The 23,214-nt window shown below is 59.1% G+C and carries 24 protein-coding genes; 15 read left to right on the top strand and 9 right to left on the bottom strand.

All coding sequences use genetic code 11. From position 1 onward, the window contains the following. Position 1 precedes the first annotated feature (1 nt). The 15 genes from traV to IPP88_13800 all read left to right on the top strand — a co-directional run bounded on the left by traV (position 2) and on the right by IPP88_13800 (position 14,745). Complete coding sequence (gene traV / locus IPP88_13870; protein MBL0123761.1) at positions 2–559, top strand: type IV conjugative transfer system lipoprotein TraV; 558 nt, start codon at positions 2–4, stop codon at positions 557–559. Then, positions 556–3,177: a type IV secretion system protein TraC gene (gene traC, locus IPP88_13865; protein ID MBL0123760.1), complete on the top strand. Its 2,622-nt coding sequence runs from the start codon at positions 556–558 to the stop codon at positions 3,175–3,177. The genes traV and traC overlap by 4 nt, the downstream gene beginning before the upstream one ends. Beyond that, positions 3,168–3,533: a hypothetical protein gene (locus IPP88_13860; protein ID MBL0123759.1), complete on the top strand. Its 366-nt coding sequence runs from the start codon at positions 3,168–3,170 to the stop codon at positions 3,531–3,533. Before traC ends, IPP88_13860 begins: the two co-directional genes overlap by 10 nt. A gap of 11 nt (positions 3,534–3,544) precedes the next feature. Continuing rightward, positions 3,545–4,066 carry a signal peptidase I gene (gene lepB, locus IPP88_13855; protein ID MBL0123758.1) on the top strand — a complete coding sequence of 174 codons (522 nt, stop codon included), beginning with the start codon at positions 3,545–3,547 and terminating at the stop codon, positions 4,064–4,066. Next, positions 4,053–4,682 (top strand): type-F conjugative transfer system protein TraW, encoded by a 630-nt coding sequence (gene traW, locus IPP88_13850; GenBank protein ID MBL0123757.1) that lies wholly within the window; start codon positions 4,053–4,055, stop codon positions 4,680–4,682. Before lepB ends, traW begins: the two co-directional genes overlap by 14 nt. After that, on the top strand, positions 4,679–5,689 hold the full coding sequence (locus IPP88_13845; protein ID MBL0123756.1) for a TraU family protein: 1,011 nt from the start codon (positions 4,679–4,681) through the stop codon (positions 5,687–5,689). The genes traW and IPP88_13845 overlap by 4 nt, the downstream gene beginning before the upstream one ends. Then, on the top strand, positions 5,673–6,776 hold the full coding sequence (trbC, locus tag IPP88_13840) for a type-F conjugative transfer system pilin assembly protein TrbC (GenBank protein ID MBL0123755.1): 1,104 nt from the start codon (positions 5,673–5,675) through the stop codon (positions 6,774–6,776). The genes IPP88_13845 and trbC overlap by 17 nt, the downstream gene beginning before the upstream one ends. Continuing rightward, the gene (gene traN / locus IPP88_13835; GenBank protein MBL0123754.1) at positions 6,661–7,785 is read left to right on the top strand and encodes a conjugal transfer protein TraN; all 1,125 of its coding nucleotides are present in this window, start codon (positions 6,661–6,663) and stop codon (positions 7,783–7,785) included. The genes trbC and traN (IPP88_13835) overlap by 116 nt, the downstream gene beginning before the upstream one ends. After that, on the top strand, positions 7,694–8,017 hold the full coding sequence (traN, locus tag IPP88_13830) for a conjugal transfer protein TraN (protein ID MBL0123753.1): 324 nt from the start codon (positions 7,694–7,696) through the stop codon (positions 8,015–8,017). The genes traN (IPP88_13835) and traN (IPP88_13830) overlap by 92 nt, the downstream gene beginning before the upstream one ends. An 86-nt stretch (positions 8,018–8,103) precedes the next feature. Continuing rightward, positions 8,104–8,481: a conjugal transfer protein TraN gene (gene traN, locus IPP88_13825; protein ID MBL0123752.1), complete on the top strand. Its 378-nt coding sequence runs from the start codon at positions 8,104–8,106 to the stop codon at positions 8,479–8,481. Continuing rightward, positions 8,475–8,840, top strand: a complete 366-nt coding sequence (locus tag IPP88_13820; GenBank protein ID MBL0123751.1) for a hypothetical protein — start codon at positions 8,475–8,477, stop codon at positions 8,838–8,840. Before traN (IPP88_13825) ends, IPP88_13820 begins: the two co-directional genes overlap by 7 nt. A 10-nt stretch (positions 8,841–8,850) precedes the next feature. Continuing rightward, positions 8,851–9,663, top strand: coding sequence for a conjugal transfer protein TraF (locus IPP88_13815; protein ID MBL0123750.1), 813 nt, complete (start codon positions 8,851–8,853; stop codon positions 9,661–9,663). A gap of 9 nt (positions 9,664–9,672) precedes the next feature. Then, a complete protein-coding gene (locus tag IPP88_13810) occupies positions 9,673–11,526 on the top strand; it encodes a conjugal transfer protein TraH (protein ID MBL0123749.1) in 1,854 nt (617 codons plus the stop codon). A 42-nt stretch (positions 11,527–11,568) separates the two neighbouring features. Then, a complete protein-coding gene (locus IPP88_13805; protein MBL0123748.1) occupies positions 11,569–14,493 on the top strand; it encodes a conjugal transfer protein TraG N-terminal domain-containing protein in 2,925 nt (974 codons plus the stop codon). Positions 14,494–14,547: 54 nt separating this feature from the next. Next, positions 14,548–14,745 (top strand): hypothetical protein, encoded by a 198-nt coding sequence (locus tag IPP88_13800; GenBank protein ID MBL0123747.1) that lies wholly within the window; start codon positions 14,548–14,550, stop codon positions 14,743–14,745. A 6-nt stretch (positions 14,746–14,751) separates the two neighbouring features. Here the strand turns inward: IPP88_13800 and IPP88_13795 are convergent, their stop codons facing one another. From IPP88_13795 to IPP88_13755, 9 genes are read right to left on the bottom strand one after another with little or no spacing between them, the layout of a single operon-like run. Continuing rightward, a complete protein-coding gene (locus tag IPP88_13795) occupies positions 14,752–15,036 on the bottom strand; it encodes a hypothetical protein (protein ID MBL0123746.1) in 285 nt (94 codons plus the stop codon). Between the two features lie 3 nt (positions 15,037–15,039). Continuing rightward, positions 15,040–16,659, bottom strand: a complete 1,620-nt coding sequence (locus IPP88_13790; protein ID MBL0123745.1) for an FAD-binding oxidoreductase — start codon at positions 16,657–16,659, stop codon at positions 15,040–15,042. Next, positions 16,656–16,856, bottom strand: coding sequence for a hypothetical protein (locus tag IPP88_13785; protein ID MBL0123744.1), 201 nt, complete (start codon positions 16,854–16,856; stop codon positions 16,656–16,658). Before IPP88_13785 ends, IPP88_13790 begins: the two co-directional genes overlap by 4 nt. A 54-nt stretch (positions 16,857–16,910) precedes the next feature. Then, positions 16,911–17,735, bottom strand: coding sequence for a nickel transporter (locus IPP88_13780; GenBank protein MBL0123743.1), 825 nt, complete (start codon positions 17,733–17,735; stop codon positions 16,911–16,913). Positions 17,736–17,793: 58 nt separating this feature from the next. Continuing rightward, entirely contained in the window at positions 17,794–18,435 is a 642-nt protein-coding gene (leuD, locus tag IPP88_13775) for a 3-isopropylmalate dehydratase small subunit (GenBank protein MBL0123742.1), read from the bottom strand. Continuing rightward, a complete protein-coding gene (leuC, locus tag IPP88_13770; GenBank protein ID MBL0123741.1) occupies positions 18,432–19,844 on the bottom strand; it encodes a 3-isopropylmalate dehydratase large subunit in 1,413 nt (470 codons plus the stop codon). The genes leuD (IPP88_13775) and leuC (IPP88_13770) overlap by 4 nt, the downstream gene beginning before the upstream one ends. Then, positions 19,841–20,485, bottom strand: coding sequence for a 3-isopropylmalate dehydratase small subunit (gene leuD / locus IPP88_13765; protein MBL0123740.1), 645 nt, complete (start codon positions 20,483–20,485; stop codon positions 19,841–19,843). Before leuD (IPP88_13765) ends, leuC (IPP88_13770) begins: the two co-directional genes overlap by 4 nt. Next, positions 20,478–21,902: a 3-isopropylmalate dehydratase large subunit gene (leuC, locus tag IPP88_13760; protein ID MBL0123739.1), complete on the bottom strand. Its 1,425-nt coding sequence runs from the start codon at positions 21,900–21,902 to the stop codon at positions 20,478–20,480. The genes leuD (IPP88_13765) and leuC (IPP88_13760) overlap by 8 nt, the downstream gene beginning before the upstream one ends. Continuing rightward, positions 21,899–23,095, bottom strand: a complete 1,197-nt coding sequence (locus IPP88_13755; GenBank protein MBL0123738.1) for a CoA transferase — start codon at positions 23,093–23,095, stop codon at positions 21,899–21,901. Before IPP88_13755 ends, leuC (IPP88_13760) begins: the two co-directional genes overlap by 4 nt. Positions 23,096–23,214 lie beyond the last annotated feature (119 nt).

The raw sequence follows: 23,214 nt of genomic DNA, 5'->3' as shown, positions 1-23,214 counted from the left end.
CATGAGACTCGTCATTTTTTCTGCTGTCCTTGTATCCGCGCTTTCCGGTTGTGCGTCGATCGGCACAGGGCTCGATTCCGACGCCAAGTTTAAGTGCCAGGCGCCCGAGGGCGTGCCTTGCATGTCGGCTTCAGGCGCTTACATGAATTCGCTTTCCGGGAATCTACCCGGATTGGTTTCACAAACATCCGCTGAGGCGGGAACAAAGCCGGCGGCTTCGCCGGAAGCGGTTGCCGCGTCTATGCAAGACGCGGGCATCAAGCGCCGGACGATTGCGAACACGGGTACCGCGCTGCGTTCCGCACCGCGCGTCTTGCGCTTGTGGATTGCGCCGTGGGAAGACTCCGACGGCGACTTGCACGACCAAATGTACGTCTACCTCACCGTTGATCCCGGTCGCTGGGTGATCGAACACAATCGGCGCAACATCCGCCCCGAGTTCGCGCCCGCCACGTTGAAAAACGCTCCCCTGTCGGAAGTCGCTCCGCAGCCGGCGTCGCAGCAGAGCAGCGCCAATGCGCCGACATTCCCGGCCGTCGTGACCGAGGGCAAACAATGACCGACGCGACGAATGAGGGCTATTCGTTCGAGCGCTTCGTTGATCGGTTTCGAGGTTGGACGGACCAGGTTAAAAGCCAGGCGCGCCCGACCAAGAAATCCAGTATCGACCCGGATGAATTCAGCGCGTCCCAACTCGCCAGCTGGTTGCCGTACTCATCGTGGAAAGAGGATGACGAGATTTTTATCAATGTCGATTCCATCGGCTTCGTGGTCGAGGTTTCGCCGCAAACCGGCGCGGACGGCGATATGGCTCAGATCCTCAGTGCTTTGTACGCGCACAATCCCGATGCGACCGGCGTGCAAGTGAGCCTCCTCGCCAGCCCGCGCATCAGTCACACGGCGCGTGCCTACGGGGCTCGCCGCATTGCCGACAAGCGCGACGAAGGCTACAGCAGCACCTATGGCCGACCGGAGCGCAATGTGAATCCCTACCGCGCCATGGTGCGCCGTCGCGTGGACTATCTGAAGAAGGCCGCGCGCGAGCCGTTAGCACCCACCGTGGGCAGCTTGGTTCGGGTCTACCGTTGCATCATCAGTTACGTGGTACCCGGCAACGTCGACAACCTGGCGCTCATCAAGGAACTCAAGATGATGCGCATCGGCATGCGCTCGACCTTGCGCGCCGCCGGCTTTCCCAGCCGTCAGTGGAATCCCGACGATCTGATCAACTGGAACGCGGACTTGCTTAACCCGCAGCGCATGTTCGAGGATGGCGTATGGATCGAATACGACGAATACAAGGATATTCGCGATCAGATCATTGACCGCGATACCCACACGTCGATCCGCCCGGACAAGATCGTGTTTTGGAAAGAAAGCCTTGCCGAGCATGTCGCGCTGCGCAATTACTCCGTCAAGACCTACCCGAGGGTGTTCGCACTGTGGCAGATGTCGGGCCTGATCGGCGACCTGTTTCAGGGCGCATTGCAATACGGCTGTCCGTTCATGATCACGATGGGGGTTTACTTCAAGAATCGCGACGCGGTGACCAATGAAGCGCAATTGCGGCAAGCGCGCGCCACGCAAAACGCCGAGTCCAAGATGGCGAAATACATGCCGCAGATGCAGCAGCAAAAGCAGGATTGGGATCTCGCGTTGAAAGCCATCGACCGGGGCGAAACGCTGGTCGATATGTACCACAGCCTGGCGCTGTTTGCGACCAACGACACCCTGCAGCGCGAGGAACAGGTGGCGCGCTCGATTTGGGCATCCAAGGGCTTTGATATCAATTTGACGGAACGGGTGCAGCTCCCGGGCCTGCTATCGCATGTCCCCATGGCGCTGTCCACGGATTTCTACAAGGACCTGGAGTCGTTCAAGCTCACCAGCACCAAGTTGTCATCCAACGCGGTGCACCTGGCCCCGCTGATGGGCGAATGGAGTGGGACTGAGACGCCGACCATGATTCTCGCCGGACGGCGCGGCCAGATCACGACCTTCGATTTCTTCGACAACAAGGCCGGTAACTTCAACGTCGCCGTTGCCGGCGCGTCCGGTTCCGGGAAGTCGGTGTTCGTTAACGATGTGGCCTCCAGTTACGCGTCCATCGGCGGGCGCGTGTGGATTATCGACATCGGCCGTTCCTACGAAAACTTGTGCGAATCGTTCAACGGCGATTTCATCGAGTTCACGCCGGAGAAGGACATCAAACTCAATCCGTTCACCTTCGTGGTCGATATCAAGGAGGAAATGGAACTGCTGCAGCCGCTTATCGCCCAGATGATGAGCCCGAAAAAAGACCTCGATAACCTGAGCTATGCGAATCTTGCGCCGGCCATCATGCGAGTGTGGAACGAGAAGGGCAACCAAGCCACCATCACCGATCTGTACGAGCTGCTCAAGACCGGGCGCATCGACGCCGACGAGAACACACAGCCGGACCAGCGTATCCGCGACCTTGCCACACTGCTTTTCAACTACACGCGCGACGGCGCCTACGGCCGCTACTTCGAAGGTGACGCCAATATCCGCTTCGACAACTTTTTCACCGTCCTCGAGCTGGAAGAACTTAACTCCAAGAAAGACCTGCGCGCGGTGATCCTGTTCATCATGATGTACCGGATTACCTACGACATGTATTTGAGCCCGCGCGACCAGCGGAAGCTCGTCATTCTCGATGAAGCATGGGACTTGCTGGGCACGGTATCCGGCGACCAGGGTGTGGAATCTTCCGCGTCCGCCAAGTTCATCGACGCCGGCTACCGCCGGGCGCGTAAATACGGCGGCGCTTTCGTGACGGCGACACAGAACATCACCGACTACGACTTGTCGCCTGCCGCGCAATCGGCACTCAAAAACAGCGATTGGCGCTGCTATCTGCGACAAAAAGCAGAAGCCCTCGAAGTCATCAAAGGCAAAGGCATTTACGCCGATGATCCGGGCTTCCTGCGTGCCCTGCAAGGTCTGCGCACGGAGGAGGGCGTGTTCTCCGAAGTGCTCGTCAGCGGCCCCGGCGTAAAAGCGGTGATGCGCTGCTACATCGACCCCTACACGCTGCTGCAATTCAGTTCCAAGGCCGAAGACTTCACCGCACTCAAGAGCCGCAAGCAGCGCGGCATGACGCTAGACGAAGCGACCGAGGATGTGCTGCGGACACGGAACACGGCATGGAAATGAAAAACGTGATGGTGGTCGCCGTCGCGGTGCTGATATCGGCGGCACTGATTGCCGGCAACAATTGGCTCAGCGCGCGCGGCGCCGTACGTTATGCCGTGGTCGATGTCCTCGACATCTACAAGGAGAAGGAGAAGGAATTCAGCGCGCTCATTCTGAAGCCCAACTCAAGTGAGGCGGAGCGGGCGAGGGCGGTCGATCTCGCCCAGGACTTCGGCAAGCGACTGGATGCCGCGTTGAAACAGTTGCCCACCGAGTGCGGCTGTGTCTTGCTAAACCGGTCCGCGGTGGTCGCAAGCAACGGCATCAAGGACTACACCGACGAGCTGAAGGCGCGGCTTGCCACCAAATCCCCATGACGGCCTTACCCATGAATTTCCTTGAAGCCTATTACAGCCGCGCCCGCGTATCGTTCGTGCGCTGGGATGCGCATATGCGTCGGCACTGGTTCTGGTACGCACTGCCCGTGGCAACACTTCTGGTCTTGCATCAGTTCTACATGCTGGGGGCCAATGTGACTTACAGCCTGCCGGGGGACTATTACGTTATCGAGCGCGGCCGAGCGCCAAGCAAAGGCGACATCACCGCCTTCTACTGGCATGGCGGCGGCCCCTACGCCCCCGGCACGATGTTCCTGAAGCGCGTGGCCGGCGTTGCCGGTGATGAAATTTCCGTGCAAGGCCGCGAGGTATTCGTCAACGGCAGACTGGTGGGCACGGCCAAAGAAACCTCGCGTGCCGGCAAGCCGCTCGACATCATTGCCCCCGGGAAGATTCCCGAAGGCTACCTGTACGTCCAGTCCGACCACAAAGACAGCCTCGACTCGCGCTACGCCTTGACCGGCCTGATCAACGTGAAGCAGCTCATTGGCCGCGCGCATGTCATCTACTAGCGTCTTTCGCGTGGTGCTCGCGATGGCGGCTACGGTCGCAATCGCGGCCAATGCCGAGCACTTGGGCACGCTGGGTCCCACGTATCCCATCGCGGAGGAAGATCTGCTTGCCGTCATCCATAAAACGTTGAAGGAGAAAGAAGCGGCGGGCGAGTTCGAGAAAGAAAAGCGCGCCGCCCAGGAGCGCGTCAAGCAGCAGATCGAAAATCCGAAACCGTTGCCGGGCTTCACCGCGGCTATTGCCGCGCGCACCTTTTATTTCGATCCGACGTTCACGGTTCCGGCGAACGTCTATGACGACAAGAACAACGTCTTGATCGCGGCCGGCACGCAAATCAATCCGCTCGACACCCGCGCCATGACCAAGACACTACTTTTCTTTGACGCACGCGACCCGGCGCAGGCCGCCTATGCGAAACGCGTGATCGATGAAAAAGGCGAGCGCGTCACACCCATTCTGGTCGCCGGCTCCTACATGAAACTGATGCGCGAATGGAAAGTGCCGATCTATTTCGATCAGAACGGCGCAATCACGTCGAAACTCGGTGTCACGCGTGTTCCCACTGTCGTGAACCAGGAAGGCAAGCGCCTGCGCATCGATGAGGTGTTGCTATGAGAAGGGTCGTTTTTCTGCTTTGCGCGCTAATCGGGCTTGCCGTCGCTCCTCGCGCGCACGCGGCGGGTTGCCAGGGTGCGTTTCCCAATCCCATCACCGACATTTGCTGGTCCTGCCTATTCCCCTTCTCAATCGGCAGCGTACCGTTGGTCACACTTTCCCAAGATGAGATGTATTCCAACTTCGGCAGTCCCATCTGCGTTTGTCCGGGCTACCCGCCCAAAATCGGTGTTGCCATCGGGTTTTGGGAACCCGCGCGCATGGTCGATGTGACGCGCACCCCATTTTGTCTCGCAGGATTGGGGGGCATCGAGATCGGCGGCGGCATGACTCGCCCGAAGGGCGATGTCGGGCGTGCGGAGAACACGCTACGCAACAGTTTTTATCAGGCGCATTGGTACGTGAATCCGATCCTCAGTTGGCTGGAAGCGATATTGGAGTTCTCGTGCGTCGAGAAGGCGCCTTTCGATATTGCCTATCTCACCGAAATTGATCCGCTGTGGAATGACGACGAACTATCGTCGATCCTTTCGCCCGAAGCGATCCTTTTCGCCAACCCTGTTTCGACTGCCGTGTGCGGCGCCGACTGTGTGGCGGCAACGATCTCCATGCCGCTGGCGCCACTATTCTGGTGCGCCGGTTGCCAAGGCAGCCTTTACCCCTTTACCGGCCACGTTGCGCAACACCAAGGCGGCGTGATGGCCTCGACCCTGATCGCGGAGCGCCTGGCCGCGAAAATGCATCGCATGTTTATCACCCGGGCCACTTACGGCCCGGCCGCCATGTGCGATCCGCATTCTTGGCCTGAGCCGATCATGAACCGGCAGCAATACAAATTCGAGATGGTGTATCCGATTCCACAGACCGCGAAGATCGCCGGCCAATGCTGCCAGCCGATCGGACGAACCAACGTCCTATGGGGCGCCGGGCGCGAGTTCCCTTACAAAGGCGAGGACTTCGTCTACCAAATTTTCAGAAAGAACAATTGCTGTGTCACGTTCTATTAGCGCGCTAACTTTTGCGGCACTCTGGTGGACGGCGCATGCCTTCGCCGCGCAACCGATCTTGCCGACGGATGCCGAGATCCGGAATGCCCCGGTACCGAAGTTCCCGACCGCGAAGGAACTGCAGAACGCGCCGGCGCCGAGCTTTCCGGTAGTTCCTGCCGCGCGTGCCCCCAACGTCGATATCGGCAACATCGCGGACAGGTACCAACAAATGCAGCGCGGCAGTGTGGCCGCACTTTCGCAGGGTGATTTATTCGTGTTCGTCTCTTTCACCATTCCCCCGGCGTCCTTCGAGCGCATTCTGACCCAGGCCGAGCGCGCCGGCGCCGTCCTGGTATTGCGCGGTCTACACGAAAATTCGATGCTGAAAACCGCGAAGAAGGCACAAGCGCTGATCGGCACACGCAAGGTCGCTTGGCAAATCGATCCTTCGCTATACGCCAGCATGGGTGTAACCGCCGTACCGGCCGTAGCGCTCGCCAAGCCGGGCGCAATGGTGGGCGGATGTAAAGATGCCACGTGCCGCAAAAGCGTCGACTACGGCCTGGTGGCGGGCGACGTCACCTTGGACTATGCGGTTCAGGCGATCATTGAGCGTAAGCCTGCCTTGAGTCCTCAGGGAACGTACTTTCTGAATAAGCTTAGGGTCCCCTTTGAACGAACGCGCCTTGTTTGCGTTGGGCTGTTGCGCTTTCGTCTGCGGGATTGCCGCGATCTGGAAGCGGTCCTGGCACGCCATGGGGTTTGCAATGCTGGTCGTGTTGTTCATGGCCGCAGGCAAAACACACGCGCAGACCCCGGACATGAATGCGGCCCACAACCAGGCCAAGGCCTTCGGCCAGGCCAACAATGCCACCACCAAAAACAAGATCAACACCGGCACGGCATCGAGCACCGTGCCGAACTATACAAGCAGCGATGCGAACAGCGCCTACTTCGGCGCGTCGAATTTGAGCGCACCCACCGCTGCCATGATCGCCGCCTGTCGCAACGCCCCGCCGAATGCCACCTACAACGGGCAATCTTGCGCTGCGGTGAATTTCAGCCAAACCAATCCGAGTCAGCATCCGAATGCCGGCATCAGTAGTAGCAGCCCCATCGTCATCGGCGGAAACAACATCGCCAACAATCCTGGTGCCTATGGCGCCGCCGTCTCCGGGAATTACAGCGCATGCGCCCCACAAACGGTAGCGGGACAGCTTGCGCGTTACGATTTCCAGACCTGCAACGACTATTTGAAGCGTGAGCTCAACACGCCTTGCAACAAACGGCTCGACGTGCAGGTCAGCTATTCCCCCACGTGCCCCGCCAACGCAATCGAAGGGCCGACACCGGTGCCGGGATCGGGCTCACTCTCCGCACCGGATTGGACGTGCAAGACGCAAACGAACGTCGTCACCAATGTATGCAACGGCGACGACACGTATTTCGCGATGGTGGGCATCTGCTATCCCGTAACCGGCGATCCTTATCCTGCCACGCAGATCGTCACACTTGGCCCAATCGTTGATGTGCCGGCGACCGTTACGATTCAGGAATCCGACAATTGGGATAACCAATGTTTTTCAAATGAAGTTCGCGTTCCCCCCGGCATGCTATTGCCGGATGGTGACAATTCACTCCCGGCCACCGTTGGTAGCCTCGGCATCGTGAATAAATGTGAGCGAACCACCAGCACTTGTGCGGAGCCCTTTGAGACCCGATTGATCAATTTTCAGCCGGTCACACGCGCTTGCTGGAACTATACGAACACGTTCAGTTGCGTGAACAACGATCCGCGAAGCGATTGCAATCAACCCAAGTTCGGCGCCTGCATTGAAGAGCCTGGCTCTCCCGCCTGCGTCGAGTACGACAAGGACATCGCGAATGTTTGCCTGCACCGGGAACATACGTTCCAGTGCCGCATTCAGGACGCGACCACCAGCCAAGTCACCAACTGCGGCAGCCAAAGCTATTGCACCAACGGGCAATGCTGGGACACCGGCCATCCGCCGGATTCGGACTTTGCGAGAAGCGGTCACGATGCTGGAAGCGGGCCGCGAGGCCGGGCGCTACCTGGACCCGGCCACGCTCACGGTGTTCAAGGGCTTCGATAACCGTTGCGTGAAAAAATTGTTTGGCCTGGTCGATTGCTGCAACAAGGCCGGCACCAAATTCGGGCTGTTCACCAATCTGAGCCTTGCGTTGGCAGCCGTCGGTACCGTCAGCAAAGCGGCGACATCGAGCTACACCTTCGACGCCCTGTTTGTATCGGATGCGCCCAATTGGGTGGTGGGCGGGTTCTCATCGATGTTCGGCTCTGGTAGCAGCTCAGCACTTGCCGGGTGATCCAGGCGACTTGCGTTCCAACTTTTGGTTTCGCTGGTCCCCGCCCCTGGACGATTGCGATTCTCGCCATCCAATATTCCGGAATCATGAGTTGCGAGGAGAAGGAAAAATTCACGGCGCTCAAAAAAGACCAGCGCCTTTGCCACGATATCGGTGAGGCCTGTTCGAAAAAACTTCTGTTCGGCGCTTGCCTGGAAAGAACCCATACCTATTGCTGTTTCAATTCCTTGCTCGCACGCATTATCAACGAGCAGGGCAGGCCACAACTGGGCCGTGGCTGGGGCGACGCCAAGAACCCGGATTGCGGCGGTTTTACGCCCAGCCAGTTGCAATCGCTCAATTTCGCGGCGATGGACCTGAAGGAGTTTTATGAAACCTTGCGGTATGACGTAGCCGGCGAGAATGGGCCCAATACCGCGCGCACCTCAGCGACGATTGCCTGCAAAGTGGCGGGAAAATGTTGAGGGCTGCGATTGCCTGGCTTCTGCTGCTGGCGCCGCTCGCGTTGAGCGCGCAACAAGCTCGCATGCCGGTCGATGGGGGAAGCGAGCTTTTTATGAAACCGCTGCTCACCAAGGCCGCGATCGATGGTGAGGCCCACGGCGTCTTTGCCGGGCAGGCCGCGGAACTAATGCGCCAGCATTTCAGAACCGATGCGCCGGTCCTGATTGACGTGAGGGCTATCCGCGCACTGCCTCAAGCGGGATGCAAGCGCCTGGAAGTCACGACCCGACAGGATCGGGTTTACGAGCCCAACCAAAAGCCGAGGACCAAAAACTGGTCTATGAAATTAGCTACTGCGCACACGGCGATTTTCCGATGAGGTCCGGCAAATGAAATGCATCGTGCAACTGTTGGTTGCCGTTACCTTTAGCGCGCAAATTGCGTCTGCCTGGGGTCAGGCGTTGGAAGACGAGCCCGCCGATTGTCCGTACTGGAAAACCGATTGCAAGGGCTGGCTTTTCTACCGCGACCCCGCTGCCGTTGTTCCAAGGCCGAAAGCCAAGCCGACGCCTCCCGATGCTGCTAACGCTACTAAACGCGCCGAGGTGATTCAGCATGACGCGATGAACAAGAACCTCGACGAGCTACGCAAAGTCGCGATCATGAATCCGACGCCCGACAACATGCATGCGTATATGAGCTACCAAATGATGGCCATGAACACCGCCGCGAAATTCGCGGACGCGTGGCAGCGCACCGTATGGACGGACCCTAACCTCGATTACGCCATGCGCGGCAGGCCGACCACGCAATTCGGTCTGGAGGCCTTCGACGCCGAGCTGCAGAAGAAGCAGCGCGCAACCGTTGCGGCACTGGCGAAAACCCATGGCCTGTATTTTTTCTTTCGCAGCGATTGCCCCTATTGCCACAAGTTTGCGCCGGTGCTGAAACGCTTTGCCCAGGAAACCGGCATGACCGTTTTTCCCATCTCGCTCGATGGACCCGGCCTCCCCGAGTTTCCGATACCGACCCCGGATAACGGCGCTTCGCAGCTATTGCAAATCTCCGCCGTTCCCGCCGTCGTGCTTGCCATTCCCGGCACCGGCGAGAAACAAGTGATCAGCTACGGTGTCGTCGCCGATACCGACCTCTATGAACGCATCTACACACTCACCAGCGTCAAAGTCGGCAACCGCTTTTAAGGAGCCCCCGTGAATAGCACAATCATTGCCGCCTCACTTTGCGCCGGCTTGGCGGCAGGGTCCCTGCCGGCCGCTGCTGGCGATTTGAATGCCGAGATGCAACAGATGTTCAACGACCTTGGCACGGTCGGCAACGTGACGAGCCCCGGCGCTTTCCGCGGCCAGACCATGAATACCATGACGGGCGGCAATCTGATGATGCGCACGCCCGGCAAAAACTATCAACTGGCGTCGATTGCCTTGCCATCGCTCAAGGCCGGTTGCGGCGGCATCGATGTCTTCGGCGGCTCGTTCAGTTTCATCAATAAGGCGCAGTTCACGGCGATGTTGCAGAACATCGGCGCGAACGCGACCGGTTATGCCTTTCAGCTCGCCATCGATTCGATTTCTCCGCTCATTGGCGTCAACTTAAAAGACCTGATGGACAAGCTGCAGAAGATGAATGCCGTCAATATCAATTCATGCCAGGCCGCGCAAAGCCTGGTGAACGGCGTGTGGGGCAAGTACGACACGTCCATGATGAGCGGCTGCGCGAACATTACGCAATATCTCGGCAGCGTCGTCGACCGCACCGAGGGCACCTATAACTGCGCGACCCAGGCCCCCGGTGTGATGAATACCGCTGCTGCCAGCAGTGATCCCACTCAGCATCAGGCCAACATGGTACGTGGCAACGTCATGTGGGAAGCCATGAGCAAGATTTCAACCATTTCCACGGATGAAAAAGAATTCGTGATGAGTCTCGTCGGGACTTATATCGTTCGCAACGCCACCACGGTGGGCGCCAACCCCAGTGTCGAAGATAAAGCGCCGACGATTACCTCGATCCGTGACTTCATGCTGGGGGAAAACGGCGGCACGGCGGCGTCGATTCCCATTCCCGTGTATTTCTGCAATGGTGACGCGGAATGCCTCAATCCGGTGGTGGTAACACGCCAGGTAAAGCCCTTCTCCTCTTTGGTGGAGGATCGCCTTCGCAGCCTCTCCAACAAGATTAAAACGCGCACCGCACCGACCACACAGGACCTTGGTTTCATCAACCAGACCAGTTTGCCGGTTTATAAGATGCTGGCCGTGGCCAACTCGCGCCCGGATTCCGGTATCGATGAAAGTCTGATCCTGACGTACAAGGATCTCATCGCGCTGGATTATGCCGAAACCTTCCTGCGTCGGACATTGCGGGTGGGCTTGCTCGCACTGAATGCGCCAGGCGGCCGAAACAGCCTGGAGGCGGACAAATTGGCCACGCTGTCCGAGAACGTCAAGCGCGCGATCACCGATATTTCCATCGAGAAAAACGCCATCCTCACGCAGCTGCCCGCGATTCAATCCGTCTCCACGCATATCCAGAATTTAGAGCGCCAACTCTGGAGTGATGCGCCGGCCTCGGTGAAGACGGCGCTCGATTACAGCCGCTTATCTAGCCGCAGATGGCCCGCCACCCCTTTCTCTCCCGGCGGGGTGGCGGCGCCCCCCCCCCCCCCCCCCCCCCCCCCCCCCCCTCCCCCCCGCTCGGCGTGGCGGCGGGGGGGGGGGGGCCCGCCCCCCCCCCCGCCCCGGGGCCCCCCCCCGGCGGGGGGGGGGGGCCCGCCGCCCCCCCCCCCCCCCCCCCCCCCCCCCCCCCCCCCGGGGGGGGGGCCCCCTCGCCGCCCCCCCCCCCCCCCCCCTCTTTTCCCCCCCCCCCGCCGCGGGGCTCCCCCCCCCCGCTCGTCCCTCTTTTCCGCCAGGAGGGGGAGGGGCCCGCCGGCGGCCGCCCCCCCCCCCCCCCCGGGGGGCGGCGGGCGGGGGGGTGGGGGCGGCGGCCCGGCCCCCCCGCCGCTCCTTCCCCCCCTCCGCAGTTGGCGGGCTAATGAGCCTCAGTAGGCGCACACCCGCAAGCATTGGCATTCGAAAGCGAGACCGGCCATGTTCGAGATTTACTGCTACGGCAACCTGGATTCGCTCAACGGCATTTTCAATGCCGTTGCCGCGATCATGCAGACCGGCGACTTTATGGACTTGATCCGGGTAGTCGCACTGATCGGTGTGCTCGTCGCACTCTTTACCGGTTTGTTCAATCCCGCAAAATTCACCGGCTGGGGCTGGTTTGCCGGGTTCGTCGCCCTTTACTTTTTCATGTTTGTACCGAAAGTGAATGTCCAGCTCATCGACAAACTCAATGGAAGCCCGCCCATCGTGGTGGGCAATGTACCGATAGGCTTGGCCGCGTTTGGCCACTTCACCAGCAAGGTCGGCGACTGGGCGACTCGCTCGTATGAAACCGTTATGCAGCCGCTCGGGCTACCCGATCCCCTGAAGTACCAAAACAATGGCCTGCTGTTCGGCAACAAGGTCATCAGCGCTTCGCGCCAGGTGGCGATTGCCAGCCCGCAGTTGAAAACCGATCTGGTGAATTTCGTTTACAACTGCACGATGTACGATCTGGCCGACAATTCGATCAATCCCAATGCCTTCGCCACCAGCCTTGATATCTGGGCATTGATGGGGACCACCAACCCGGCGCGTTTTACGACGTTTGGAGCGGCCCCCAGCACGATCGGCTCCTGCCAGAGCGCCTACACCTACCTGAATAACCAGTTGCCGGCCGAGATCAATCGCGCGCGCTCGATGCTGGCGCTGGAAATGAATCCGTTGAGAAATCCCGCATCAGTGACGACCGCGCTGATTGATGACCAGGTCCAGCAATCGCATTTTCGCTATCGCATCGCCACCGGCGCGCAGACCGCCACCGATCTGTTGCGGCAGAACGCGATGATCAATATCATGCGCGACTCCGCCAATGTGATCGGGCAGAAGATGAACGATCCGGCGACCGTCATGCTCGCCAACGCACAGGCCCAAGCCGTCGCCAGCACCAATGCCAATTTTGTGAGCCAGGGCAAACTCGCCGAGCAGGCGCTGCCGATGTTGCGTAACGTGATCGAGGCAATCATTTATGCCGTCTTCCCGATCATGTTTATTTTCTTTTTGACCTTGCAAGGTCCCGCACTGATTACGGCGATCAAGAGCTTTTTCCTGGCGCTCATCTGGGTGCAACTGTGGCCCCCGCTGTATGCGGTGCTGAACTATATGGGGACCATGAGCAGCGCGCGGACATTGGAGGCGGCTGCTAATTTCGGCGGGGGAGCCGGGCTGACGCTTGATACCGCCAATTCCATTTATAGCGGCGCGATCTCCGATCAAGCGGTCATTGGATACATGGCCATCTCGATCCCGCTATTCGCCTCCGCACTGGTCTTCGGGATGAATAAGCTGGGAAGTTTGGGCGCGGCCACCTTCCTTGGCGCCGCGACGCGCGCCACGGAAGCCGCCGGTAGCGGCAATATCTCCATGGGCAATCAGACGATGGATCAAACAAAAATTGATCCGGGCATGACCGATCCCAGCATGAGGACCGACAGCAATGCGTTCGGTGCTTCTACCTCTCAGATAACACCGTCCGGCTCCTCGCTGGTCGCCTACAAGTCGAACCTGAGCAATCTCAGCACCGCGATTGACATCACGTCCAAAGATGCGGAAGCAATGGGTGAAACGGCAAAAGCCACGCAAGCGGTAGCGACCCAGCAATCTCAAACCGCCGCGGAATCGAGTGTTGCTTCTGCGTTGCAGGCCATCAGCATCATCGATAAGCACAGCAAGAGCGGAGAGCAGAGCGGTGGCAGCAATTCCATGGCGACGGGCGGACAATCGAGTGCAGTGAGTTTTGTGAACGACACCGCGCGCGAGATTCAAAATGTACTTGGGAAGAATGTCTCCGCCGAAGTGGCACAAAAAATGGCGGCTGCTATCGGCGTCAGTGCCGAGGCCTATGGGAAAGGCGAGGGGTGGGTTAAAGCGGCAGCAGGTGGCGACAACCCACTATTTTCTGCACAGGTCGGCGCGATGGGCAGTGTTGGCATGAAGGTTGGAGCCGATGGGAGCCTCAGATTCGAGAATAGCAACTTATCCAAAGAGACCCTGTCCGCGCTTGACCAGGTCGCCAATAAAGCCCGCGAATCTAAACAACTTAGCGAAGGGATGTCGTACATAAAGAATTTCAGCACCAGCGATGCCTATCGCTGGGCACAGGGCAATGCCACGGACGCTGCGAAGAGCTACGATGCCAGTTATGCACGCGGCGTCAAATCTGAACGTACCGCTTCCAAGTCACATTCCGACGCGCGCCAGCAGGAACAAGTGGCCTCGGTGATGCGCGAGATGTCCACTATCGCCAAGACCGACTTGGCGAACGCGATTGTCCCGATCCTCGCGGATCGGGGACAGCTCGAAGAACGCGACCCTCTCAAAATGCGCCAGTACGCTGTCGAGGCCGCCGGCATCGTTTTGCAAAACGGCGGATTTGTGAATGGCCGGCTTGCGCCTGGCGACGGGCTAAGTAAACCACTTCCGACGCCCGGCTCTTACGTTTCCAACCAAGGCACTACCGCAGCCGATTACCAAGGAACCACCGTCCCCGGCGACATTTCGACGCCGGCGGAGGCTGCTGGTGGATTCATGTCCGAGGTGCGCGGCCGGCAGCGCGCGGCAGGGTTTGCACCTGGTTCCAAAGTGAGCAATTCTGTGCCCAACGCTGCTTCCGAGATTGCGAATGCGCGCCAGGCAATCGGTGATGAAGGCGGGCGCATAAAGAACGACAATAGTAATATCGGTATCGGCGTGGAGAAGGGTATGACGCGGCAAAGCGCCTCCCAACCCTCGAAGTTCGAATACAACCCGGAAACCAAGCGTGTGGAGTTGAACAGTAAAGGTGTTGTCAATACCATCGCAGATGGTACAGGCGTGAATAAATTGATTGACGACGTGAAGCGTCTCGCGCCCGCGGATAATTAGGTCAACATTGTTGCGACGAATGCGTTTTATTGAGCTTACCGATGAGGTGCCACCATGTTCACGTTTTTTATAAAGGCGTTCCGCGATTTCAAGGTACGAGCTGATGCCTACAAGGCCGAGCACGGCTCTTACTTCGCTAATTTCGAGCGCACGCCCGTTGATCTGAATAGAAATAAGCACCACCAGGGCGACGACTATTATGAATTTGATAGCCACAACCCTTCTCACCGTGGTGGCACACAAAATGAATAAAAAGGTTTATTCAATACTCGTGGGCTTGATTGCGCTGCCTGCCGCCGCAGACGACCGCGTGGGCAAGCCGGCTCCGCTGCCTGGAAAATACACGCCGTTTTCAAGCGAATCAAAGGTGCAGAGTGGGATAACAGTGAGGTGGTAAAAGCGCTGGTCAACGACATACACGGGAACTGCAAGAACAGCCAGGTTCTCTACTTGGCTGATTAGAATTGATGATTGCGTGTTCGCTTTTTTTGCATCATGTTTCTTATTTGATGAGAAATTCCCTGTGATGGGATAGCGATCCACTGATCAGCATTGTTGGTCACTGTCATGTCGCCAGCTTATTCCCAACGCACCGGGATTCATCTTGTTAAACGGATCGACAATACGCTTGAGGCTTTCGACGAGTGTCCGGGTCGAAGGTGCCAGCGCCTCGAAATAGGGGTAGGTTCGCCCGATCTGCGCGGACGCCGCGCCAATATCAAAAAAATACTTCACGACTGCACTTCTTACCTGGGCAATGACAGCTCTAGCAGCTGGGTTTGGTTGCGGTTCGATGAATCTATTAAGCGCTGGATGAGCTGCCTTGTGGAGCGGTAGCCAGGAGTCGAGCCATCGGAAGACGCATTCGTAACTGAATACATGATTTGATATTGCGGATAGGAGCAAAGTCACTGTCACTCCCGCCGCATCCATTGCGGGGCGATGCTGCGCAAAAATAGTTTCGGTGCCTCGAATCAAAGTGATGGCATCGGAATGAGCAACTTTGCAGTTCAATGCGATCCACCGATCACCGCGCGTTCCCAGTATTGCTGAGAGATCGGCAAATGCCATTGCCCGCGTCGCCTTCGGGATCGAATTGGGTATCGCCCAGCCACCGGCCGCCAGTGCAATGCGCCGGCATTCGGCGACATCCGCTTCAACCGCCGCGCGACTGCGTCCGGCACACACTAGGTGAACTGAGTAGTGATCCTGATCGAGGAAGTGGCGCCCTGCAGCGACCAGTTGAAAGCCTGACTTCAGACCGCGTAGAAGGCCGCGCTCCTGTGTCACCACTTTCCGGAGCAAGGAGGCATCGGCGAGCAGATTCCCTTCTTCCAGTCGCTGGCGTGTGACAATGGGATCGACGACGTAAATCTCCTCAGTAAGATCATTTCGCCCAATCTCGGAGAGAGTTTCGACGGCACCCTCCACCGTTGGCAGCAGGAAGGAAAGATAGTCGATTTCGCGGGGTGTGCGAATAACTCGTAGCGTAGCGCGCGTTTTGACCCCAAATGCGCCCGCGTCGTGCACAAACAATCCTGTCAGGTCAGGACCATAGGTACGATAAGCAGGCTTGGCAGAATTAACGATTCCCGCCTGTCCCGTACGAACCAGCGTGCCATCGGAAAGTGCGACTTCAAGTCCCAGCACAATCTCCGCTGCCGAACCATAGCGTGCACTGCCAAGAAACATCGCGCCGTTCGACAACCCACCGCCTATTGTCGCCCCCGCGCCCGAAAAGGTGCCGAAGAAAGGTAGACGCAGGCCGCGCGGCGCAAGCGCTTCGTAAATTGTCTTCCAGGTTACGCCTGCCTCGACAGTCACGTACATGTCGGTCTCGTTGATCTCAATGATCCGATCCAGTCCCGACACGTCAATGATGACAGATTGCTCCGCAGGCGGAGTGTAGCCCGATACATAGGTCAGTCCGCCACCACGCGGGATGACCGCTATTCCAGCGCCTGCAATTAAGCCAACGGATTGTGCAAGTCTCGTGGCATCCGACGGGCGGATAACCGCACAACATAATTTGCCCTCGACGTAAAGATCAGTCGAGCATAGGCGTCGAGTCGCCTCGTCGGTCATCACCTGATCCGCGCCCAGGATTGCCGACAGCTCCAATAACAATGACTTGATATCAGATGGGTGGTTCTCATTTATGATCATGTCGGGTCGCCTCGCTTGGATAGTCCATCGCCAGTGATCGAAGCAGGAACGCTGGAGAGCGTTTCACTCACCCTGCGCGCCGTAACGACGATCTCGTCAACCTTGTCGGCCCCGGGCGCGGTTTGCGCAGAGGTGGACTCGAAGGGCATCGCGATGGACGCGATCGAAGTTACCAGGATAGTTTTGGTGATGCGCATTGTCAGTTTCCCTGTAAGTTATTGCGGGTTGGTACACTAAATGTGATGGAATTATCAGCGGCTGCGCGGGGACAATATTGCGCGTATCCGCGCCAGGCGCATCGCCACAACATAGCTCCCCGCAATTAGCACGACAAATGTCAAACCCAAAGCGAGTTCTTTTCCATCGCTCCAGTCGTCAACGCTCGGTAGTACCAGCTTGGCGATACCGAAAGCCGCAACCAGCAGACTCATGCCGCCCAGCGCGAGGCCGAGCACGCGCGATGCAATCCGGGCAGTGTCGTTGGCGCGACGGATAAGCCGCGCGATCCACATCCCGTTAGCACCATCAGCAATCAGCATGCCTAGCATGAATAGTAGTGCGAGCAGTAGCGCGTCGGCCACGCCATCGAAGCGGCCTGCGGTCAATGCGAAAAGCGCCGCGAGGCTGACTGTGTCGAATGACAGCGCGAACAATGCGCCAATGATCAGGACGGCCAGCGGATGACTGGTTCGCGTGAGCCGGCCCATCCCGCGTCCTTTGAGGCTCTGTAGTTGCACGGGCTGATCGGCGGGCGTATTCAGTACAGCATGCAGGTTGAGCAGCCCAAGTGCCAACAGGAAACCGATCGAAATCCACGCGCCCGAAAGCAGCAGCCACTGCGGCGGAGCCCAGTGGCGGGCGAGCAAGCAAGTGCCGACCGCGATGGCGATGACCACCGCTCCGTGTCCGACCGAGAACAACGTACCACACCAACCCGCCAGACGCGCGTTGTGTTGCAGGCTTCGGCGCGTCAGGCCGTCGATGGTGGCCAGGTGATCGGCATCGAACCCGTGTTTAAGGCCGAGGAGAAAAACCAGCACGATGATCGTGTTCCAGTCTTGATTCAGGGATTCCACGGCTTGTGATCCAGGGTTGAGAATTGTTTTCGCGTAATTGGGCAGGTGCGGCTGCAGCTCAGTCGCGGAATAGCCAAGGTCGCTCGCGCCGACGCTGTGCTTCGAACGCGCGCACGCTGTCGGCGTGCGCCAGGGTAAGGCCGATCTCGTCGAGCCCGTTAAGCAGACAATTTTTGTGGAACGCATCGATTTCGAATGGCAGAGTTTGGCCGTCTGGCGTGCGCACGCATTGCGCGGGCAGGTCGACAGCCAGCCGCAGTCCAGGCGCCGCTGCCACGACCGCAAACAGTAAGTCAACGTGCTCGTTGGTCAGACAGATCGCGAGCAAGCCGTTCTTGAAACTATTAGAGAAAAAGATATCGGCGAAACTCGGCGCAATAATCGCACGCAGACCGAAGTCGACCAATGCCCATGGTGCGTGCTCGCGGCTCGATCCGCACCCGAAGTTCTCGCGCGCCAGTAAGAAGCGAGCATTTGTGAACTCGGGGCGGTTGAGCACAAACTCCGGATTTGGTCGTCGCGCGGCGTTATCGCCTTCTTCACGCCACGAGTCAAGGTAGCGCCACTCGTCGAACAAGTTTGGGCCGAAGCCAGTACGGTGCACCGACTTCAGAAATTGCTTGGGAAGGATCGCGTCGGTATCCACATTGGCCCGGTCCAACGGGGCCACGATGCCTTCTTCGATCTCGAACTTCTTCATCGCCCGTAGCCCCTGATGTCGCTCAGGCAACCGCTGACTGCCGCAGCGGCAGCCAGCGCCGGGCTTAACAAATGGGTACGTCCACCTTGGCCCTGGCGTCCTTCAAAGTTGCGGTTTGAGGTCGACGCGCAGCGTTCGCCAGGTTCGAGCTGATCGGCATTCATGCCCACGCACATTGAGCATCCGGGCTCGCGCCACTCGAAACCAGCGTCAATGAAAATGCGATGTAACCCCTCGGCCTCTGCCTGGCGCTTGACGAGCCCCGAACCGGGCACTACTAGTACCTGGCGTACATGGGACGCGCGTCTGCGTCCTGCGATGACTGCGGCTGCAGCGCGCAGATCCTCGATGCGCGAGTTGGTGCACGAGCCGATGAAAACACGGTCTATTGCAATGTCGGTCATGCGGGTGCCCGGTTGCAGGCCCATGTAGTCGAGCGCGCGCCACATCGCAGCCCGGCGTACCAGATTGGGTTCGGCATCCGGATCGGGCACTTGGCCGTCGATCGCGACTACCATCTCCGGTGACGTGCCCCAGGTCACCTGCGGTCGGATGGTACTCGCGTCAATAGCCAAGTCGGCATCAAAGACAGCATCGGCATCGGAATGTAGTGTGCGCCAATACGCACAGGCCGCGTCCCACATGGCGCCTTGGGGTGCGAATGGCCGGCCCTGGACATAGGCCAGTGTCAAGTCGTCTACCGCTACCATGCCGGAGCGGCCACCTGCCTCGATGCTCATGTTGCACAGGGTCATGCGGCCCTCCACCGATAGCGCACGTACGGCGCTGCCGGCAAACTCCAGCGCATGGCCAGTCGCGCCCGCGGTGCCTATACGACCGATCAGCGCTAGCGCCATGTCCTTCGCGCAAACGTCCGCGCCGAGCGCGCCGTCGAAACGCACGCGCATGGCCTTTGCCTTCTTTAGCAGCAGCGTCTGCGTCGCCAGCGTCTGTTCGACCTCGGATGTCCCAATGCCAAATGCCAGGCAGCCCAGGGCGCCGTGAGTGCTAGTGTGCGAGTCGCCGCAGACAACCGTCATGCCCGGCAGCGTCGCGCCCTGCTCGGGGCCAACAACATGCACGATGCCTTGGCGTGGATCGTCAAGCTTGAATTCCGTGATCCCCAGTGTATCGCAGTTGGCGTCCAGCGTCTCCAACTGCAAGCGCGATAAAGGGTCAACGATGCGGTGACGATCGATTGTTGGCACGTTATGATCTGGCACGGCGAGGTTGGCGTCGATCCGCCATACCTTACGTCCTGCCAGCCGCAGTCCCTCGAATGCCTGCGGCGAGGTGACTTCATGTAGCAGGTGGCGGTCAATGTAAATCAATCCGTTACCGTTGGCATCGGTGCGGATTAGATGATCGAGCCAGAGTTTCTCGAACAAGGTTTGGCTGGCTTTGATCATGCAAGTGGGTTTTGGGAGGCTGTATTGGGTTGATCGAGGTAGATCCACGGCCGTTGCGTGCGGTCGCGTTGCTGGAAGGCGGCGATGCGGTCCTCCAGCTTCAATGTCAGTGCCACCGGGTCGAGTCCTTCGAGCAACATTTCGCGATGCGCAGCCTGGATTTCGAAGAGATACTCGGTGCCGCCGGGCGACACCAACACACAGCGCTCGAGATCAATCGTCAACGAACCCGTAACGGGCTCACAGGATAGGTGTTGAATCGCAGCTTCAGGCAGCACAACGGGCAGCAGGTCGTTGCGGATGCAGTTGTTGTAGAAGATCGCACCAAAAGTTGGCGCGACGATGGCGCGAAAGCCGTATTCCTTGAGTGCCCATACCGCATGCTCGCGTGACGAGCCGCAGCCGAAATTAGCGCCGGCAAGCAGGATTGATGCACCCGCGTATGGCGGTTGGTTGAGTACGAATTCGGGGTTTGGCGTGCGGCCATTGGGCTCTAAATAACGCCAACCGGCGAACAGCCCGTCGCCCAAGCCGGTCTTGGACACGTGCTTCATTTCCCGCGAAGGGATTATCGCATCGGTGTCGATATTGATGCGAAGCAGTGGCACCGCCACGCCGCGATGTACGGTGAATTTATCCATGCGAACCGCCGAGCAGTTTTCGCGGATCGGCTAGACGGCCAGCCACCGCGCTTGCTGCTACCGTGATCGGACTGGCCAGATGCGTGCGGGTTTCCGGCCCCTGACGACTCTCGAAATTGCGGTTGGTGGTACTGGCCACCCGTTGGCGAAAGCCAAAGCTTTCGCCGCCCGCAAAGAAGCACATCGAGCAGCCCGACTCGCGCCATTCGAAGCCGGCCTCCTGGAAGACACGGTCCAATCCCTCGGCCTCGGCATCACGCTTAATTTGGGTAGAACCGGGCACACAGATCGCCTTGACGCCCGCAGCAACTCTGCGGCCGCGCAGCAGTTGTGCGGCTGCACGTAGGTCTGACAGGCGACTGTTGGTACACGAACCGATAAAGGCCGCGTCGATCGTCACCGTGTCGAGCCGCTGGCCTGGCTTCAGGTCCATATAGGCCAGTGCGCGTTCCATTGCCAAGCGCGTATGAGTGTCAGTTTCGAGTTGCGGGTCTGGCACCGCCGTGTCGATTGCTGTGGTGTGCTGCGGGCTTGTGCCCCAAGTCACCATCGGGGCGATCATGCCGCTTTCGACCAGAATCTCGCGATCAAAAGTCGCGCCGTCGTCGGTGCGCAACGTGCGCCAGCTCTCAACGGCGCGCTCCCACAGCGCGCCCTTCGGCGCGAACGGGCGGCCAAGCAGGTATTCAAACACGGCATTGTCGGGCGCGATGATGCCGGTGAAAGCAGAAAACTCCACCGCCATATTACACAGTGTCAGCCGCGCTTCAACTGTCAGGTTGCGCACCGTTGAGCCAGCGAACTCCACCACATGTCCCGCCGCCCCGCTTGTCGTGTAACGACCGATCAGCCACAGAATCATGTCCTTGGCCGTTACAGCCGGCGCCAGCGCGCCGTCAAAGCTAACGCGCATTGAACGTGGCTTTAGCACGCGAAGTGTCTGCGTGGCAAGTGCGTGCTCGGCGTCCGATGATCCTATACCCCACGCAAGTGCACCGAGTGCTCCTTGCGTGCAGGTATGGCTGTCGGGGCAAACTACAGTAGCACCGGGTAATACGATGCCCTGCTCTGGCGAGATTACGTGAACGATGCCTTGCTGCGGGTCGTTGACGTCGTACAGGCGTATACCCGCGCGTCGCGTGGTGTCGCGCGTCGTCTGGATGAATGCTTTTCCGCCGGGAACGCGGGTTTCGTCACTGCGGTTGGGGAGGGTGTCGACGATGTGGTCCATCGTGCAGAACGCCAATTCGGGGTGGCGCACGCGGTGGCCATCAGCTTCAAGCGTTTGCAATGCGACGCTACCGGTGCGCTCATGCAGGAATATACGGTCAATGTGTAGAAGGCTGGCTTCGCCGTCGAGGTCGGCGACGACATGCTGCTCCCACAGCTTGTCGAAGAGTGAGATCGGTGTGGTCACGCCGCGTCCTGCAGTCGGATGATGCCGTCACTGGCCAGACGTTCAACCTCGGCATCGCTGAATCCAGCGTCATGCAATACGTCGCGTGAATGCTGACCTTCGCGCGGCAGGTCGCGGTAGGCATCGAAGCGTCGGCCGTGCATCTCGATCGGCAGTGCTGGCAGCCTGGTTTTGCTGCCGTCGGGCAGGGTAAGGTCAATCAGCCCGTGCTCCGCGTTCAAATGCGGATCGTCGAGCAGATCCTGCGGTTTTGCGATCGGCGCGAAGGGCAGGCCGGTGGCTTCGAGTCGTGCCATTAACTCGCTCTTGGTGAAGCCACGCAAGTGCTCGCGGAGCACACCCATGATGCGGTCACGCTGCTTGACGCGCTCGCCGTTCTGGTCGAGCGATCTGTCAGCGCGGAAATCCTGGAAGCCGAACGCCTCGCAGAACTTGCGCCACTGCGTGTCGCTGACCACACCGATAAACACCTGGTCGTTGTCGGCGGTATCGAAGATGTCGTACACGGCCCACGCCGACAGGCGTTGAGACATAGGTGGGGCCGGCGTGCCTGTGGCCGCATACTGTGCCATGTGCTGGCCGACCAGAAAAGCGGTGGTTTCGTATAGCGAAGTCTTTACCTCTTGGCCTTGCCCGGTTCGGTGGCGCTGTTCGAGCGCGGCAAGAATGCCGATCACGCCGAACATGCCGCCGGTCACATCGATCACCGAGGCACCGGCGCGCATCGGTTTGCCGGGTAGACCGGTCATGTAGGCCAAGCCGCCCATCATCTGCGCTACCTCATCGAGCGCGGTACGATGCTCGTACGGGCCCTTCAAAAAGCCTTTGGCAGAACAGTAAATCAGACGAGGGTTGCTACTAGAAAGCGTTGCGTAGTCCCATCCCCTCTCGTTCATTGCGCCCGGTCGGAAATTCTCAACGAATACGTCGGCTTTGGCAATCAGGCGATTTACTACGTCCCTGCCAGCTAGCGCCTGGGTATCAACGCAAAGACTACGCTTGTTGCGGTTGTACATCGGAAAGTACCCCGCACCGGAGCCTAACAATCGGCGAGTGTTGTCACCATTGAGTGGTTCGACTTTTATAACATCAGCCCCGAGATCGGCCAATATTAGGCCTACGGTGGGCCCCATTACCATGTGTGGGTGCTCCACCACCTTGATTCCGTCCAGTGGCCGCGTGATCGTTGCCATTACCAACTACTCCCGAAAGTACGCAAGTGACTTGTCCAAGCACTTGAGGCTTGTATTATGAAAATAGTGGCGCAAGAAGCGTGCCAGCACATCTGGATCATCCTCGATGCTGATGTGCA

This window comes from Betaproteobacteria bacterium (genome assembly GCA_016720925.1).
GTDB lineage: Bacteria > Pseudomonadota > Gammaproteobacteria > Burkholderiales > Usitatibacteraceae > UKL13-2.
Note: the sequence above shows the minus strand (reverse complement) of the source record. Positions and strands in the feature narration are given on the sequence as shown.